This is a genomic window from Streptomyces sp. NPDC029122 (assembly GCF_055569445.1).
The window spans coordinates 82,742-97,041 of sequence record NZ_JBVHWK010000024.1; the positions used below are offsets into that span (position 1 = coordinate 82,742).

Annotated in this window: 15 protein-coding genes; 6 read left to right on the top strand and 9 right to left on the bottom strand. The window is 73.7% G+C overall.

What is annotated here, in order from left to right; translation table 11 throughout:
• The first annotated feature begins 168 nt into the window (after positions 1-168).
• Genes ACZ4WZ_RS25250 through ACZ4WZ_RS25260 form a run of 3 tightly spaced genes read left to right on the top strand, consistent with a single transcriptional unit; the run spans position 169 to position 2,331 of the window.
• The gene (locus ACZ4WZ_RS25250; RefSeq protein WP_467893644.1) at positions 169-1,083 is read left to right on the top strand and encodes an ATP-binding cassette domain-containing protein; all 915 of its coding nucleotides are present in this window, start codon (positions 169-171) and stop codon (positions 1,081-1,083) included.
• A gap of 5 nt (positions 1,084-1,088) precedes the next feature.
• Entirely contained in the window at positions 1,089-1,853 is a 765-nt protein-coding gene (locus ACZ4WZ_RS25255) for an ABC transporter permease (protein WP_467893645.1), read from the top strand.
• 40 nt (positions 1,854-1,893) lie between these two features.
• A complete protein-coding gene (locus tag ACZ4WZ_RS25260) occupies positions 1,894-2,331 on the top strand; it encodes a hypothetical protein (RefSeq protein WP_467893647.1) in 438 nt (145 codons plus the stop codon).
• A gap of 13 nt (positions 2,332-2,344) precedes the next feature.
• Here the strand turns inward: ACZ4WZ_RS25260 and mug are convergent, their stop codons facing one another.
• From mug to ACZ4WZ_RS25285, 5 genes are all read right to left on the bottom strand, one after another.
• The gene (gene mug, locus ACZ4WZ_RS25265; RefSeq protein ID WP_467893737.1) at positions 2,345-2,893 is read right to left on the bottom strand and encodes a G/U mismatch-specific DNA glycosylase; all 549 of its coding nucleotides are present in this window, start codon (positions 2,891-2,893) and stop codon (positions 2,345-2,347) included.
• A complete protein-coding gene (gene purB, locus ACZ4WZ_RS25270) occupies positions 2,890-4,323 on the bottom strand; it encodes an adenylosuccinate lyase (RefSeq protein WP_467893649.1) in 1,434 nt (477 codons plus the stop codon). Before purB ends, mug begins: the two co-directional genes overlap by 4 nt.
• A 71-nt stretch (positions 4,324-4,394) precedes the next feature.
• Complete coding sequence (locus ACZ4WZ_RS25275) at positions 4,395-5,177, bottom strand: SGNH/GDSL hydrolase family protein (RefSeq protein ID WP_467893651.1); 783 nt, start codon at positions 5,175-5,177, stop codon at positions 4,395-4,397.
• A 36-nt stretch (positions 5,178-5,213) separates the two neighbouring features.
• Positions 5,214-6,233 (bottom strand): hemolysin family protein, encoded by a 1,020-nt coding sequence (locus ACZ4WZ_RS25280; protein ID WP_467893653.1) that lies wholly within the window; start codon positions 6,231-6,233, stop codon positions 5,214-5,216.
• Complete coding sequence (locus ACZ4WZ_RS25285; RefSeq protein WP_467893655.1) at positions 6,230-7,570, bottom strand: hemolysin family protein; 1,341 nt, start codon at positions 7,568-7,570, stop codon at positions 6,230-6,232. The genes ACZ4WZ_RS25280 and ACZ4WZ_RS25285 overlap by 4 nt, the downstream gene beginning before the upstream one ends.
• A 211-nt stretch (positions 7,571-7,781) precedes the next feature.
• Between ACZ4WZ_RS25285 and ACZ4WZ_RS25290 the strand changes: the two genes are divergently transcribed.
• Positions 7,782-8,207, top strand: coding sequence for a GNAT family N-acetyltransferase (locus ACZ4WZ_RS25290; protein ID WP_467893657.1), 426 nt, complete (start codon positions 7,782-7,784; stop codon positions 8,205-8,207).
• A 25-nt stretch (positions 8,208-8,232) separates the two neighbouring features.
• Here the strand turns inward: ACZ4WZ_RS25290 and ACZ4WZ_RS25295 are convergent, their stop codons facing one another.
• Entirely contained in the window at positions 8,233-8,892 is a 660-nt protein-coding gene (locus ACZ4WZ_RS25295) for a class I SAM-dependent methyltransferase (RefSeq protein ID WP_388937149.1), read from the bottom strand.
• Between the two features lie 172 nt (positions 8,893-9,064).
• Between ACZ4WZ_RS25295 and ACZ4WZ_RS25300 the strand changes: the two genes are divergently transcribed.
• Positions 9,065-9,643: a hypothetical protein gene (locus ACZ4WZ_RS25300; protein ID WP_467893658.1), complete on the top strand. Its 579-nt coding sequence runs from the start codon at positions 9,065-9,067 to the stop codon at positions 9,641-9,643.
• A gap of 21 nt (positions 9,644-9,664) precedes the next feature.
• Here the strand turns inward: ACZ4WZ_RS25300 and bioD are convergent, their stop codons facing one another.
• The 3 genes from bioD to bioB are packed head-to-tail and all read right to left on the bottom strand — an operon-like array spanning position 9,665 to position 12,948.
• On the bottom strand, positions 9,665-10,381 hold the full coding sequence (gene bioD, locus ACZ4WZ_RS25305) for a dethiobiotin synthase (protein WP_467893660.1): 717 nt from the start codon (positions 10,379-10,381) through the stop codon (positions 9,665-9,667).
• A 1-nt stretch (position 10,382) separates the two neighbouring features.
• A complete protein-coding gene (locus tag ACZ4WZ_RS25310; RefSeq protein WP_467893662.1) occupies positions 10,383-11,717 on the bottom strand; it encodes an adenosylmethionine--8-amino-7-oxononanoate transaminase in 1,335 nt (444 codons plus the stop codon).
• Positions 11,710-12,948, bottom strand: a complete 1,239-nt coding sequence (bioB, locus tag ACZ4WZ_RS25315) for a biotin synthase BioB (RefSeq protein ID WP_467893664.1) — start codon at positions 12,946-12,948, stop codon at positions 11,710-11,712. The genes ACZ4WZ_RS25310 and bioB overlap by 8 nt, the downstream gene beginning before the upstream one ends.
• A 179-nt stretch (positions 12,949-13,127) precedes the next feature.
• Between bioB and ACZ4WZ_RS25320 the strand changes: the two genes are divergently transcribed.
• On the top strand, positions 13,128-14,300 hold the full coding sequence (locus tag ACZ4WZ_RS25320; RefSeq protein WP_467893665.1) for an 8-amino-7-oxononanoate synthase: 1,173 nt from the start codon (positions 13,128-13,130) through the stop codon (positions 14,298-14,300).

The window sequence follows — 14,300 nt, forward strand, 5'->3', positions numbered from 1 at the left end:
AGTTCTCCAGGGATCGTCTTCTTTCGGTACACGGCCATTAAGCGAAGCGTGGGCCGGTTCGAGCCATGGGCCGTGCGAGGGCAAAGGGTGCCCCCCCCCCCCCGGGGGGGAGACGCCACCCTCGCATGGGGGAGGGAGCCGCCGGGGCCGGACGGCGAATCTTGAGCCATGAAGCGCATCGAGATCCGCGAACTGACCAAGGACCACGGCACCCACCGGGTCGTGGACCACCTCACCTTCGACGTCCTGCCGGGCAGGGTCACCGGATTCCTGGGGCCCAACGGGGCCGGCAAGTCCACCACCATGCGCCTGATCCTGGGCCTGGACCGGGCGACCGCCGGCACCGCCACGATCGCCGGTAGCCGGTTCACCGATCTGCGGAGCCCGCTGCGGGAGGTCGGGGCCCTGCTCGATCCACAGGCTGCCCACGCGGGACGGCGGGCCCGTGACCACCTCCTCGCCCTCGCCGTCAGCAACGGCATCCCGGCCGCCCGGGTGGACGTGGTCCTCGAGCAGGCCGGCATCGCGGCGGTCGCCCGGCGCCGGATCGGCACCTTCTCACTCGGCATGCGCCAGCGCCTGGGCATAGCCGCCGCCCTGCTGGGAGACCCCGGTGTCCTGCTGCTGGACGAGCCGACCAACGGCCTCGACCCGGAGGGGATCATCTGGATCCGTGAGCTGATGCGCGGCCTCGCCGCCGAGGGGCGCACGGTCTTCGTCTCCAGTCACCTGATGGCCGAGTCCGCCGCGTTCGTCGACCACCTCGTCGTGCTCGGGCAGGGCAGGCTGCTCGCCGACAGCTCGCTGGAGGAGTTCATCGATGCCCGCAGCACGCCCAGGGTGCGGCTGCGGACCCCGGAGCCGGACCGGCTGGCCGCCGCCCTGGCCCGCGAGGGCCTGCTCATGGCCGCCGCCGAGGAAGGACGCTGGACCGTCGACGGCATACGGGCCGAGCTGGTCGGGGCCCTCGCCGCCCGGGAGGGCATCGCCGTACTGGAACTCGCCGACGAGCGCGCCTCGCTGGAGCAGGCCTACCTCGAACTGACCGCCAGCCGCACCCCCTTCTCCGCCACCGCCGCCTGAACCCGATGGGAGCCACTGCCATGACCGCCGCCCTGCCCACCGTCCCCGTCCTGCACTCGGAATGGATCAAGATACGTTCCGCCCGCGCGGTCCTCGGATCGCTGATGGCCGTCTTCGCGGCCACCGCCGGCATCACGGTGCTCACCGCCGCCGCGATCGGGAAGTCCGAGCCCGGAGCGTTGGGGGAGGACCGGCTGCTCGGGGCCTTCTTCGGGATCAACTTCGGTCAGATAGCGGCCATAGCCTTCGGTGCGACCGCCTTCGCCGGGGAGTTCCGCAACGGCGCCCTGCGGGTCTCGCTCACCGCGGTGCCCAACAGGACCAGGCTGTACCTGTCCAAGGCCGCCGCCGTGGCCGGACTCGCCTTCCTGGTCGGACAGGTCACCGGCCTCGTCACCTTCGTGGCCGGGCAGGCCCTCATGGGGGAGTACGCCCTGTCCCTGGGCGACCCCGGGACGGTGCGCGCCGTCTTCGGCAGCGGGGTCTACCTCACCCTGATCGCCCTGCTGGCGGCAGGTCTCACCGCCCTGGTACGAAGCGGCACCCTGGTGATGAGCCTGCTCATACCCTTCCTGCTCATCGTGCCCTTCGTGGTGGGTCAGGTCGTGGGCGGGGCCATGCAGTTCATGCCGGACCGGGCGGGCCAGGCGGTGATGCGCACGCACGCCGAGGGCGCGCTCGGGCCCTGGAGCGGCCTCGCGGTGGCCGCGTTGTGGGCGCTCGCGGCCCTGGCGGCGGGCTGGGTGGCCGTACGGCGTCGCGACGCGTGACGCCGGGCCAGTTGTCAGTGGTGCGCCGGATACTGACGGCATGACCACGGCAGACCATCTCGACACGATCGACCGGCTCCGGGCGCGGGAATTCCCGTCCGAGCCGGCCGTGCGAGGCGAACGGAGCAGCGGCCCCGGTTACCACCTGGTCCAGCTCAGTCGCACGCGGGATTTCTGGGACGACGACGGATCCGGCTGGGAGGAGGCCGAGGAACAGATCAGCGCCGAGTACGGGGCGCTCGCCCAAGCCGTGAACGACCGGTGGGGACAGCCACAGGTCTTCGCCCTGGCGTCGACGCTCGACCGGGTGCTCGACGGGGAGGAGATACCGGACCCGTGGCTGGAGCTGTGCAACATCACCGACCACGTGCACTTGTGGCGGGTCGAGGACCGGTGGCTCGTGGTGTGCGTGGCCCAGTGGGACAAGGAGTTCCCGTTCCTGCTGATGGCCGGGGTGACCGTGGTCGACCCGCCGTAGCGCAGGGGGCGGCTCAGGAGCCGTCCGGTGCCTGGGCGGCCATGCGCAGGCGGGCGTACTCCTCGGCCATGGACTCCGCGGTCCAGTGGGCGTTCAGGCCGCTGGGGTTGGGCAGGGCCCAGATCCGGGTGGCGCCGATGGTGCGGTCCTGGGGACCTATCCGGGCCTTCCGCTCACCGAATGCGGTGCGGTAGGCGGTGACGCCGACGACGGCCAGCCACTGGGGGCGCAGCCGCTCCACCTTCGCGGTCAGGATCCTGCCGCCCTCGCGGAACTCCTCCGCCGTCAGCTCGTCGGCGCGGGCGGTGGCCCGGGCGACGACGTTGGTGATGCCCAGGCGGTAGGACAGCAGCTCCTCCTGCTCCTCGGGGGCGAGCCTTCGGGGGGTGAAGCCCGACAGGTGCAGGACCGGCCAGAAGCGATTGCCCGGGCGGGCGAAGTGGTGGCCCGTCGCGGCGGAGAGGAGACCCGGATTGATTCCGCAGAAGAGTACGCGCAGACCGCCCGCGACCACGTCCGGGAGGACGCGGCCGCGGGCGGCTTCGAGCTCGTCGGGGGTCAGAGGATCGACCCCGGAGCGTAACCGGCAGCCTCCGGGTGCTCCTTGGCGATGGCCTCGATACGGGAGACCACGGCGGCCACCTGGTCACCCGCGGCGCCCGTGAAGGACAGCTTGTCCGCCATGAGGGCGTCGAGCTGCGCACGGTCCAGCGGCATCCGCTCGTCGGCCGCCAGCTTGGCCAGCAGCTCGTTGCGCTCGGCGCCCTGCTCGCGCATGGCCAGGGCGGAGGCGACGGCGTGCTCCTTGATGACCTCGTGCGCGGCCTCCCGGCCCACACCGGCCCGCACCGCGCCCATCAGCACCTTGGTGGTGGCGAGGAAGGGCAGGTAGCGGTCCAGCTCCCGGGCCACGACGGCCGGGAAGGCACCGAACTCGTCGAGGACCGTCAGGAAGGTCTCCAGCAGGCCGTCGAAGGCGAAGAACGCGTCGGGCAGGGCGACCCGGCGTACGACGGAGCAGGAGACGTCGCCCTCGTTCCACTGGTCGCCTGCCAGCTCGGCCGTCATCGAGGCGTAGCCGCGCAGGATGACCATCAGGCCGTTCACACGCTCGCAGGAGCGGGTGTTCATCTTGTGCGGCATCGCGGAGGAGCCGACCTGGCCGGGCTTGAAGCCCTCGGTGACCAGCTCGTGGCCGGCCATCAGGCGGATCGTCTTCGCGATCGACGAGGGGGCGGCGGCCAGCTGCACCAGGGCGGAGACCACGTCGTAGTCGAGCGAGCGCGGGTAGACCTGGCCGACGGAGGTGAAGGCCTGGGCGAAGCCGAGGTGGGCGGCGATGCGCTGCTCCAGGTCGGCCAGCTTGGCGGCGTCGCCGCCGAGCAGGTCGAGCATGTCCTGCGCGGTGCCGACCGGGCCCTTGATCCCGCGCAGCGGGTAGCGCCGGAGGAGGTCCTCCAGGCGGTCGTAGGCGACGAGCAGCTCGTCGGCGGCGGTCGCGAAGCGCTTGCCCAGGGTGGTCGCCTGCGCGGCCACGTTGTGGGAGCGGCCGGCCATGACCAGCTCGGCGTGTTCGCCGGCGAGCTTGCCGAGGCGCGCCAGGACGGCGACCGTGCGGTCGCGGACCAGCTCGAGCGAGAGCCGGATCTGCAGCTGCTCGACGTTCTCGGTGAGGTCGCGGGAGGTCATGCCCTTGTGCACGTGCTCGTGACCGGCGAGGGCGTTGAACTCCTCGATCCGGGCCTTCACGTCGTGCCGGGTGACCTTCTCGCGCTCGGCGATGGAGGCGAGGTCGACCGTCTCCAGGACACGCTCGTAGTCGGCGAGGGCGGCGTCGGGGACCTCGATGCCGAGGTCCTTCTGGGCGCGCAGCACGGCGAGCCACAGCCGCCGCTCCAGCGTGACCTTGTACTCGGGGGACCACAGGACGGCGAGCTCCGCGGAGGCGTAGCGGCCGGCCAGGACATTGGGGATGCGGGGCTTGGCAGTCACGTGTAGGGATTCTACTTGGGCCGTGGCTGTGCGTTTGCGCAGGTAGGGACAGGCCCGGCGATTGTGGCTTGCTACGAGGGAGGCGGGGTCCCGTACGGCAGCAGCTCCGGGCGCTTGGCGGGGCGGCCGTCCCCCGAGGAGCGGCCCGTCAGCCGGCGGCCGATCCAGGGGAACAGGTGCTGCCGGGCGAAACGCAGGTCCTCGGCCCGGCGCACCGGCCAGCCCGGGGGAGCCGCTGGAGCCAGTGGCGCCCGCCAGTCCTCCTCGGCGGGCAGCCCCAGAGTCTGCCAGACGGCCTCCGCCACCCTGCGGTGGCCCTCCGGCGTCAGGTGCAGCCGGTCGACGTCCCACAGGCGCGGGTCCCCGAGCACGGGGGCCCCGTACAGGTCCACCAGCAGTGCCCCGTGCCGTGCGGCGAGCTCTTCGAGGATGCCGAAGAGCTCTTCCATGCGCGGCCGGAAGCGTTCCATCACTGGGCCGTTGCGGCCGGGCGAGCGCATCAGCACCAGCTGCCCGCAGGACGGCGCCAGGAGTTCCACGGCGCTCTCCAGATGAGCCCGTACCCGCCCCATGTCCACCTTGGGGCGCAGCGTGTCGTTGAGCCCGCCCACCAGGGCCACCACGTCCGCGCCCATCGCGGCGGCGGCCGGCGCCTGCTCCTCGGTGATCTGGCCGATCAGCTTTCCGCGCACCGCCAGGTTCGCGTAGCGGAAGCCCGGCTCGCGGGCGGCGAGCCGGGCGGCCAGCAGGTCGGCCCACCCCCGGTAGGAGCCGTCCGGAAGCAGGTCGGACATCCCCTCGGTGAAGGAGTCGCCGACAGCGACGAAACTGGTGTATGACGCATTGATCTCCATGGCGGAGCGATGCTACCGCGCGGTAGGGGGCCCCGCCTAGGCGGAGGCGGGCCGCCCGAAGAGCTCCCGCAGCACGTCCTCCATCGTCACCAGCCCCGCCAGGGCACCGTCCGTCCCGAGGACCGCCGCGAGGTGCGTACGGCTGCGCCGCATGGCGGTCAGTACGTCGTCCAGCGGGGTCTCCGCCCGCACCTGCGCGATGGGGCGCAGCGCGGACAGCGGGAACGGATCGTCCCGTTCCAGCACGTCCAGCGCGTCCTTGACGTGCAGGTATCCGAGGATGCGCTGCCGGGCGTCGACCACCGGGAAGCGGGAGTACCCCGACTCGGCGGACAGGGCTTCCAGAGCGGCCGCGGAGATGCCCTGCCGGGCCGTGACGACGCGGTGCGCGGGCAGCACCACATCGGCGACGGGGCGGCGGCCCAGTTCGAGGGCGTCGTGCAGCCGCTCGCTCGCCCGGTCGTCGATGAGCCCCGCGTCACTGGAGTCCTTGACCATCCGGGCCAGCTCGTCGTCCGAGAACGTCGCCGTGACCTCGTCCTTCACCTCCACGCGCAGCAGCCGCAGCAGGGCGTTGGCGAAGGCGTTCACCGCGAAGATCACCGGCTTCAGCGCCCGGGTCAGGGCCACCAGCGGCGGCCCCAGCGCCAGCGCGGTGCGCACCGGCTCGGCCAGCGCCACGTTCTTCGGCACCATCTCTCCGAAGAGCATGTGCAGATAGGTGGCCAGCGCCAGCGCCACCACGAAGGAGATCGCGTGCGTCACCCCGGACGGCACGCCGACGGCGTCGAGCAGCGGGCTAAGCAGGTGCGCGATGGCCGGCTCGGCCACCACGCCCAGCACCAGGGTGCACAGGGTGATGCCGAGCTGGGCCGCCGCCATCAGGGCCGAGACGTGCTCCAGCCCCCACAGCACCGCGCGGGCCCGCCGGTCGCCCTGCTCGGCGTACGGTTCGATCTGGCTGCGCCGGACCGAGATCAGCGCGAACTCCGCGCCGACGAAGAAGGCGTTGACGACCAGTGTCGCCAGGCCGATCAGCAGCTGGACCGCGGTCATCGGGTCTCCTCCGGGCTCTCGTCGCCGACGGGGCCGGCCGGCGCGTGCAGCAGCACGCGCGCGGCCCGGCGACCGCCGGCGTCGACCACGTCCAGCCGCCAGCCGTCCAGCTCCAGGGTGTCGCCGACGGCCGGGATCCGGCCCAGTTCGGTCGCTATCAGCCCGGCCAGGGTCTCGTACGGCCCCTCGGGCACCCGCAGCCCGATCCGCTGGAGCTGATCGGTGCGCGCGGCGCCGTCGGCCGAGTACAGGGTGCGTCCCGTCCCGTCCGTGCCGGCCGGGGCCAGGTCGGGGGTCTCGTGGGGGTCGTGCTCGTCGCGCACCTCGCCGACGACCTCCTCGACGATGTCCTCGAGCGTGGCCACTCCGGCCGTGCCCCCGTACTCGTCGATCACCACGGCCATCGTCTGCTTGCCGGACAGCCGGTCCAGCAGCCGGTCCACGGTCAGTGACTCCGGTACGAGGAGCGGCTCGCGCAGCAGCTCCGACACCGGATGGCGGTGCCGCTCCGCGGCGGGCAGGGCCAGTACGTCCTTGATGTGGACGACGCCGACCACGGTGTCGAGGCTGCCCCGGTAGACGGGGAAGCGCGACAGTCCGGTGGCCATGGTCGCGTTGGCCACGTCCTCCGCGGTGGTGCGCACGTCGAGGGCCGTGACCTGGACGCGCGGGGTCATCACGTTCTCCGCGGTCAGGTCGGCGAGGTTCAGGGTCCGCACGAACAGCTCGGCGGTGTCCTTCTCCAGCGCGCCCGCCTTGGCGGAGTGCCGCGCCAGGGCCACCAGCTCCTGCGGACTCCGGGCGGAGGCCAGCTCCTCGGCGGGCTCCATGCCGAGCCGCCGGACCATGTGGTTGGCGGTGGTGTTCAAGTGGCTGATCAGCGGCTTGAACGCCCGGGAGAAGACGCGCTGCATGGTCGCCACGCGCTTGGCGATCGCGAGCGGCGAGGAGATCGCCCAGTTCTTCGGGACCAGTTCGCCGACGACCATCAGGACGACCGTCGACAGGCCGGTGGCCAGGACCAGTGCGGTGGAGGACGCGGCGGCGGCCGACAGGCCCATGTCCTCGAACGGTCCCGTGAGCAGGGCGGCGATCGAGGGCTTGGAGATCATGCCGATGACCAGGCCGGTCACGGTGATGCCGAGCTGGGCGCCGGAGAGCTGGAAGGTGAGGGTGCGGACCGCGGCCAGGGCGCTGTCGGCCCCGCGCTCGCCCCGCTCGACGGCCCGTTCCAGCTCGCTGCGCTCGATGGTCGTCAGCGAGAACTCGGCCGCGACGAAGGCTCCACAGGCGAGACAGAGCAGAAGGGCCACGACGAGCAGGAGTACCTCGGTCATCGGTCGTTCACCTCCGTCCCATGATCGGTCAGGAGGGGAGGCGCCGCGCGATGTCGCGCACCGCGATGTCGGGGACTGGGAGGCTCGCCCATGGGCGGAGGCTCACACCTTTCGTCTTCGATCGGGGAAACCGTCCGTCACATGGTAAAGGAAGGGCAAAGGTAACGGCTCGTCCTCCGGGGCGAGCGGGCGCGGGTGATGGGATCCCGGGATGAACGATCTTCACATCGCCCCCGCGGCGGCCGGGGACCTGCCCGCCGTGCTGGACTTCTGGAAGGGCGCGGCCAAGGGCGCGAGCATCAGCGACGACCTGGCCGGAGTCGAGCGGCTGTACGAACGGGACCCCGGGGCGCTGCTGCTCGCCCGGCGCGGCGGCGAGCTCGTCGGCACCGTGATCGCCGGCTTCGACGGCTGGCGCTGCCACCTGTACAGGCTCGCCGTGCACCCCGGCCACCGCCGGCAGGGGATCGCCTCCGCGCTGCTGGCCGCCGCCGAGGAGCGGTTCGCGGCTCTGGGCGGCAGGCGCGCCGACGCGATGGTGCTCGACGGGAACGGGCAGGCGCACGGGGCCTGGCGGGCGGCCGGCTACGGGCCCGAGGACATCTGGACCCGCTGGGTCAAGCCGCTCACCGCCTGACCCGCGTTCTGCCCGGCGCTCCCGGTCAGTCGTCCAGCCGGCGGGCCGAGCCGATGACGCAGTACGAGGTGGGCAGGGCCGGACCGCGTTCGGGCAGGCGGAAGGAGCGGTGCGAGACGATCCGGAAGCCGGCGGCCTCCACCGCGGCGAGCGGGTCGCGGGCCGTGTGGCAGCCGCCGAACAGGCGGGGCCACACCGTCCGGTCGAGCGCCCGCTGGACGGCGGCCATGCCCGGCCCGGGAGCCAGCCCGTGTTCCAGGAACCGCAGCTCGGCGCCAGGGCGGAGCACCCGGTGCAGTTCGGCGAGGGCGCGCGGCAGGTTGCGTACGGTGCACAGCACCAGGGAGGCGACCGCGGCGTCGAAGGCCTCGCTCTTGACCGGGAGCGCCTCGGCGACACCCGGTACGAGGTCCACGGGGACCTCGGCGCGCAGCGCGGCCGCCGCGGCGAGCCGGCGCAGGGTGCGCTCCGGTTCGATGGCGACGACCTCGGAGACGGCGGAGGGGTAGTGCGCGAAGTTCAGGCCGTTGCCGGCGCCGATCTCGATGACCCGGCCGGACACCCCCTCCAGGAGCTCGCGGCGCAGGGCACCGATTCCGGCGCGGGTCTCGGCGGCGGTGCTGGCGCGGGCGTAGAACCGGGCGAAGAACGGGTGGTGGACCGGATCGGGGGCGGCGGTGGGCATGGCGGGCCTCCGGGCGCGGATCGGCGGCGGACGGACGACACGGCTGCGCGTGCCCTCCCGGGCTGTTCCCCGCCGGGGACCGTCCCGAAACCGGTGCCGTCCGTGCGGTGCGGGCCATAATCGGCACTCCGGACCCGTACGTGAAGCGGCACCCACATGAGGAGAGCGGACCTTGACATCCCGTACGTCCCCCGCCCGGGGCACGGCCGCCGCCCTGCTCACCGCCGCCGCGGTGTTCCTGCCGGCCGGCTGCGGCTCCGCCCCCACCCCCGCCCCCACTCCCCGGGCCGAGGCGTCCGCGGCCGACCCCCGGGCCGCCTTCCTCGCGGAAGTGGCCGCGCGCTGCGCCACGGCCACGGCCTCGCCCACCCCCACGGCGGCCGCGAGCGAGGCCGCCCCGCCGGATCCGGAGTCGCGCAAGTACGCCGAGAACCACGCGTACCGGCAGCAGACGCGGCTGACCCCCGCCGCCCGCTGCCGTGGGGAGGCCCACGCGGCCCGGATCAGGGCGGAGCTGGCCGCCGCACCCGCGGCGAACCCCGCCGAACTGACCGCGCTGCTGCGCGGTCTGGGCTACCCCGTCGCCGGCGGTGACGTGTACGAGGGCAGCACCGCCGAAGGCCCCGGCTTCGCGCTGCTGGTGCCCGGCACCGGCCCCTGCGTATCGGGGCGGGCCGCCGCCCCCGCCCGCGTCGAGGTCCACGGCGTGTACCTGGAGGGCGGCTGCCGGGAACCGGCGGGGGGCCACTGACCCCCCGCCGTCAGCGCCGCGTCAGGCGGGCCACTCGGCGAGGAAGGACCCCGCCGTCCAGGTGCCGTCCAGCGGCGCCGCCAGCCACCCCGGCGCGGCCGCGCGGAAGGCGGAGGGCGCCAGCCCCCCGGCGCCCTCCGGTACGGCCCCCAGCAGCGGGAGCCCGGACTTGGGCAAGTCGGCGAGGTTGCACCGCGAGGCCAGGTCGGGCGCGGAGGGCCAGCTGCCGACGACCACCCCGAGCGGGCTGATCGCCCGGGCCGCCAGCGCCTGCGCCGTCAGGTCGGTGGTGTTCAGCGTGCCGAGCCCCGCGGCGGCCACGACCAGCACCGGGGCCGCCATCAGCCGCGCCGCGTCCGCCAGGGTGTGGCCGTACTCGTCGAAGCGCACGAGCAGCCCGCCGGCGCCCTCCACCAGCACCAGGTCGTGCTCGGCGGCCAGCCGTGCGGCCGCCTCCGCGATCTCCGCCGGGGTCAGGGTGGGCAGGCCGGAGCGCCGCGCGGCGGTGTCCGGGGCCAGGGGCTCGGGGTAGCGGGCCAGTTCCAGCGCGGTCACGGCCGGGCCGGCGAGGCGTACGACCTCGGCCGCGTCCCCCGGCTCGTCCGGGCCGACCCCGGTCTGGGCGGGCTTGAGCACGGCCACCGAGCGGCCGGCGGCCAGGGCGGCGGCCGCGATCGCCGCGGTGACCACCGTCTTGCCGATCTCCGTGCCGGTACCGGACACGACGACTACGGACATCTCAGCCTTCCTGCGCCGCTGCGACGGCCGCGCGGCAGATCCGGGCCACATCGGCGTCGCCGGTGACGAACGGGGGCATGGTGTAGATCAGGTCGCGGAACGGGCGCAGCCAGACGCCCTCCCGGACCGAGGCCCGGGTGGCGGCCCACACGTCGACCGGGTGGTCGAGCTGGATCACGCCGATCGCGCCGAGCACCCGCACGTCCCGGACCCCGGGCAGCGCGGAGGCCGCCGCGAGGCCCTCGCGCAGGCCCGCCTCGATCCGCTTGACCTCGCCCGCCCAGTCCTGCCCGAGCAGCAGGTCGACGGAGGCGAGCGCCACCGCCGTGGCGAGCGGGTTGCCCATGAAGGTCGGCCCGTGCGCCAGGACCGGGACCTCGCCCTGAGATATCCCGTCGGCGATCCGCCCGGTGCACAGGGTGGCCGCCAGCGTGAGGTAGCCGCCGGTCAGGGACTTGCCGAGGCACATCACGTCCGGGGTGATGCCCGCGTGGTCGGCGGCGAAGAGCGCGCCGGTGCGTCCGAAGCCCGTCGCGATCTCGTCCAGGATCAGCAGCACCCCGTACTCGTCGCACAGCTCGCGCAGCACCCGCAGGTATCCCGGGTGGTGGAAGCGCATGCCGCCCGCGCCCTGGACCACCGGCTCCACGATCACCGCGGCCAGCTCGTCGGCGTGCGCGGCGATCAGGGAGCGCAGGTGGGCGGTGTACGCCGGGTCCACGGGGGTGTCGAAGCCGCCGGGCGGGGCGTCGGCGAACACCTGCCGGGGCAGGTGGCCCTGCCACAGTTCGTGCATGCCGCCGTCGGGGTCGCACACGGCCATCGGCTGCCAGGTGTCGCCGTGGTAGCCGCCGCGCCAGGTCAGCAGCCGGGTCTTGCCGGTGCGGCCCAGCGAACGCCAGTACTGCAGGCACATCTTGACGGCCACCTCGACGGACACCGAGCCGGAGTCGCAGAGGAAGACGTGCTCCAGACCGGCGGGGGTGATCTCCACCAGCCGCGCGGCCAGCCGGACGGCGGGCTCGTGGGTGAGCCCGCCGAACATCACGTGCGACATCCGGCCCAGCTGGGCGGTCGCCGCCTCGTTCAACACCGGGTGGTTGTAGCCGTGGATCGCCGACCACCAGGAGGACATGCCGTCGACCAGCTCCTCCTGCCCCTGGGCGGGGGAGGCGAGCCGCAGCCGGACCCCCGAGGCGGAGGAGACCACCAGGGTCTCCTGCCGCCCGGGCATCGGTCCGTACGGGTGCCAGACGTGCTGCCGGTCCAGGGCGAGCAGGTCCGCCGTGGCCGAGGCGGGGTCGAGCGGGTCGTGCAGCGGGAACCGGTCACGCATTGGGGGCGATGTCCGTCCCCGCGCCCCGGCGGCGTACCGCCACCAGGTCCGAACGGACCTCTCCCGCCTCCGCCTGGACGGGCACCGGCGTCTCCTCGGCGTGTCCGGAGCAGCCGCCGCAGGCGGAACCGCAGCCGGGGGCCTCGGCGTCGGCCGGCCCGCAGCCGCCGGAGCCCGCCGCCGATCCGCACGCGCCGCCCGCCCGGGCGGCGGCCGCCGCCGCGTCGGCGCGGTGCGCGGGAAGGGTGGTCGTACCGGCGCCCTCCACCTCGAAGCCGGCGTCCGCGATCATGTCGAGGTCGGCCTGCCCCGCCTGGCCCTCACTGGTCAGGTAGTCGCCGAGGAAGATCGAGTTCGCCACGTGCAGCGCGAGCGGCTGCATCGAGCGCAGGTGCACCTCGCGGCCGCCCGCGATGCGGACCTCCACGTCGGGGCAGACGAAGCGGACCATCGCGAGGATCCGCAGGCAGCGCTGCGGGGTGAGGTTCCACTCCTTGGCGAGCGGGGTGCCCTCGAAGGGGATCAGGAAGTTGACCGGCACCGAGTCGGAGTCCAGCTCGCGCAGCGCGTAGACCACGTCGACCAGGTCCTCGTCGCTCTCGCCCATGCCCGCGATCAGACCCGAGCACGCGGACAGGCCCGCCGCGTGCGCCTTCTGCACCGTGTCGACCCGGTCGGCGTAGGTGTGGGTCTTGGTGATGCCGCCGTACGTGGCCTCGGACGTGTTGAGGTTGTGGTTGTAGGCATCCGCACCCGCGTCGCGGAGCTTCTCGGCCTGGCCGTCGGAGAGCAGCCCCAGACAGGCGCAGACCTCGACGCCCTCGTTCTGCTCCTTGATGGCGGCGATCGTCTCGCCGACGCGGGCCACGTCGCGGTCGGTCGGACCGCGTCCGCTGGCCACGAGGCAGACCCGCTTGGCGCCGCCGGCGACGCCCGCCGCGGCCGCCTGGGAGGCCTCGTCGGGCTTCAGCCAGGTGTACTTGAGGATCTCGGCCTTCGACCCCAGGCGCTGGGAGCAGTACGAGCAGTCCTCGGGGCAGAGCCCCGACTTCAGGTTGACCAGGTAGTTCAGCTTGACGCGGCGCCCGAACCACTGGCGGCGCACCTTGCCGGCAGCGGCCACCACGTCGAGCAGTTCGTCGTCGGAGGTCGCCAGAACGGCCAGCGCCTCTTCGCGGGTCGGCAGCTCGCGCCGCAGTCCCTTTTCCACCAGGGTGTTCAGCAGGTCCATGCGCCCGATCCTGTCCCACGCGACCACTCCCGGCCAAGGAGAGATCGGACAACATGGCCGGAAGGGAGTGTGTGGATCGCCACACCAGCCCCTCCGGCCACGGCGGATAGGGTCGAGCCGATCTGTCGACTGCCGACAAAACGCGAGACACATCGCGAGACGCGACGCGAGGACCGCCGATGACCCAGCACACCCCGCAACCCGAGGACGTCTTCGCCTGGATCGACGGCGCGGAGCGCGTCCGCGAGCAGGCGGGGCTGGTGCGGACCCTGCGGCCGAGGCCCGCCTCCTCGCCCCTGCTGGACCTGGCGAGCAACGACTACCTGGGCCTGTCCCGGCACCCCGAGACCGTACGCGGGGCCTGCGAGGCGGCCGAGCGCTGGGGGGCCGGTGCGACCGGCTCGCGCCTGGTCACCGGCACGACCGAGCTGCACGCCGAACTGGAGCGGGAACTCGCCGCGTTCGCGGGCTTCGAATCCGCCCTGGTGCTTTCGTCCGGATACGCTGCGAATCTGGCCGCGGTGACCGCGCTCAGCGGCCGGGGCACGCTCGTCGTCTCCGACGCCGGCAACCACGCCTCGATCGTCGACGGCTGCCGGCTCTCGCGGGCCGAGGTGGCGGTCACCCCGCACGGCGACGCCGAGACCGCCCGCAAGACCCTGACCGGCCACGAGGGCCGCGCCCTGCTGGTGAGCGACTCGGTGTTCTCCGTCGACGGGGACGCCGCCCCGCTCGCCGCCTACTACGCGGCCTGCCGGGCGGAGGGCGCGGCCCTGGTCGTGGACGACGCGCACGGACTGGGCGTGCTGGGCGAAGGCGGCCGCGGTGCGCTGCACGCCGCCGGGCTCGCGGGAGCGCCGGGGGTGGTCGCCACGATGACCCTCTCGAAGTCGCTCGGCAGCCAGGGCGGCGCGGTCCTGGGGCCGGCCAAGGTCATCCGGCACCTGGTCAACACGGCCCGCGCCTTCATCTTCGACACCGGGCTGGCCCCGGCCGCCGCCGGCGCGGCGCTGGCGGGCCTGCGGCTGCTGCGCCGGGAGCCGGAGCGCGCGGTTCGGGTCCGGGAGGTGGCCGCCGAGCTGTACGGGCGGCTCACCGCGTCCGGCCTGACCGCGGCCCGGCCGGACGCGGCCGTGGTGTCGGTTCGGGCCCCGTCGGCTTCGGCGGCACTGCGCTGGGCCGCCGACTGCCGCGAGGCAGGTCTGTCCGTGGGGTGCTTCCGTCCGCCGTCGGTTCCGGACGGCATCTCCCGGCTGCGGCTGACGGCTCGGGCGGATCTCACGGGGGAAGAGATCAGCCGGGCCGTCGGCACGGTCCTCGCGACCGCTCCGGCCGGAGCCACGGACCGCTAG

Coding starts and splice junctions, on each gene's coding strand:
- ACZ4WZ_RS25250 (WP_467893644.1), top strand. CDS start 169: ATGAAGCGCATCGAGATCCGCGAACTGACCAAGGACCACGGCACCCAC.
- ACZ4WZ_RS25255 (WP_467893645.1), top strand. CDS start 1,089: ATGGGAGCCACTGCCATGACCGCCGCCCTGCCCACCGTCCCCGTCCTG.
- ACZ4WZ_RS25260 (WP_467893647.1), top strand. CDS start 1,894: ATGACCACGGCAGACCATCTCGACACGATCGACCGGCTCCGGGCGCGG.
- ACZ4WZ_RS25275 (WP_467893651.1), bottom strand. CDS start 5,177: ATGGAGATCAATGCGTCATACACCAGTTTCGTCGCTGTCGGCGACTCC.
- ACZ4WZ_RS25280 (WP_467893653.1), bottom strand. CDS start 6,233: ATGACCGCGGTCCAGCTGCTGATCGGCCTGGCGACACTGGTCGTCAAC.
- ACZ4WZ_RS25285 (WP_467893655.1), bottom strand. CDS start 7,570: ATGACCGAGGTACTCCTGCTCGTCGTGGCCCTTCTGCTCTGTCTCGCC.
- ACZ4WZ_RS25290 (WP_467893657.1), top strand. CDS start 7,782: ATGAACGATCTTCACATCGCCCCCGCGGCGGCCGGGGACCTGCCCGCC.
- ACZ4WZ_RS25295 (WP_388937149.1), bottom strand. CDS start 8,892: ATGCCCACCGCCGCCCCCGATCCGGTCCACCACCCGTTCTTCGCCCGG.
- bioD (WP_467893660.1), bottom strand. CDS start 10,381: ATGTCCGTAGTCGTCGTGTCCGGTACCGGCACGGAGATCGGCAAGACG.
- ACZ4WZ_RS25310 (WP_467893662.1), bottom strand. CDS start 11,717: ATGCGTGACCGGTTCCCGCTGCACGACCCGCTCGACCCCGCCTCGGCC.
- bioB (WP_467893664.1), bottom strand. CDS start 12,948: ATGGACCTGCTGAACACCCTGGTGGAAAAGGGACTGCGGCGCGAGCTG.
- ACZ4WZ_RS25320 (WP_467893665.1), top strand. CDS start 13,128: ATGACCCAGCACACCCCGCAACCCGAGGACGTCTTCGCCTGGATCGAC.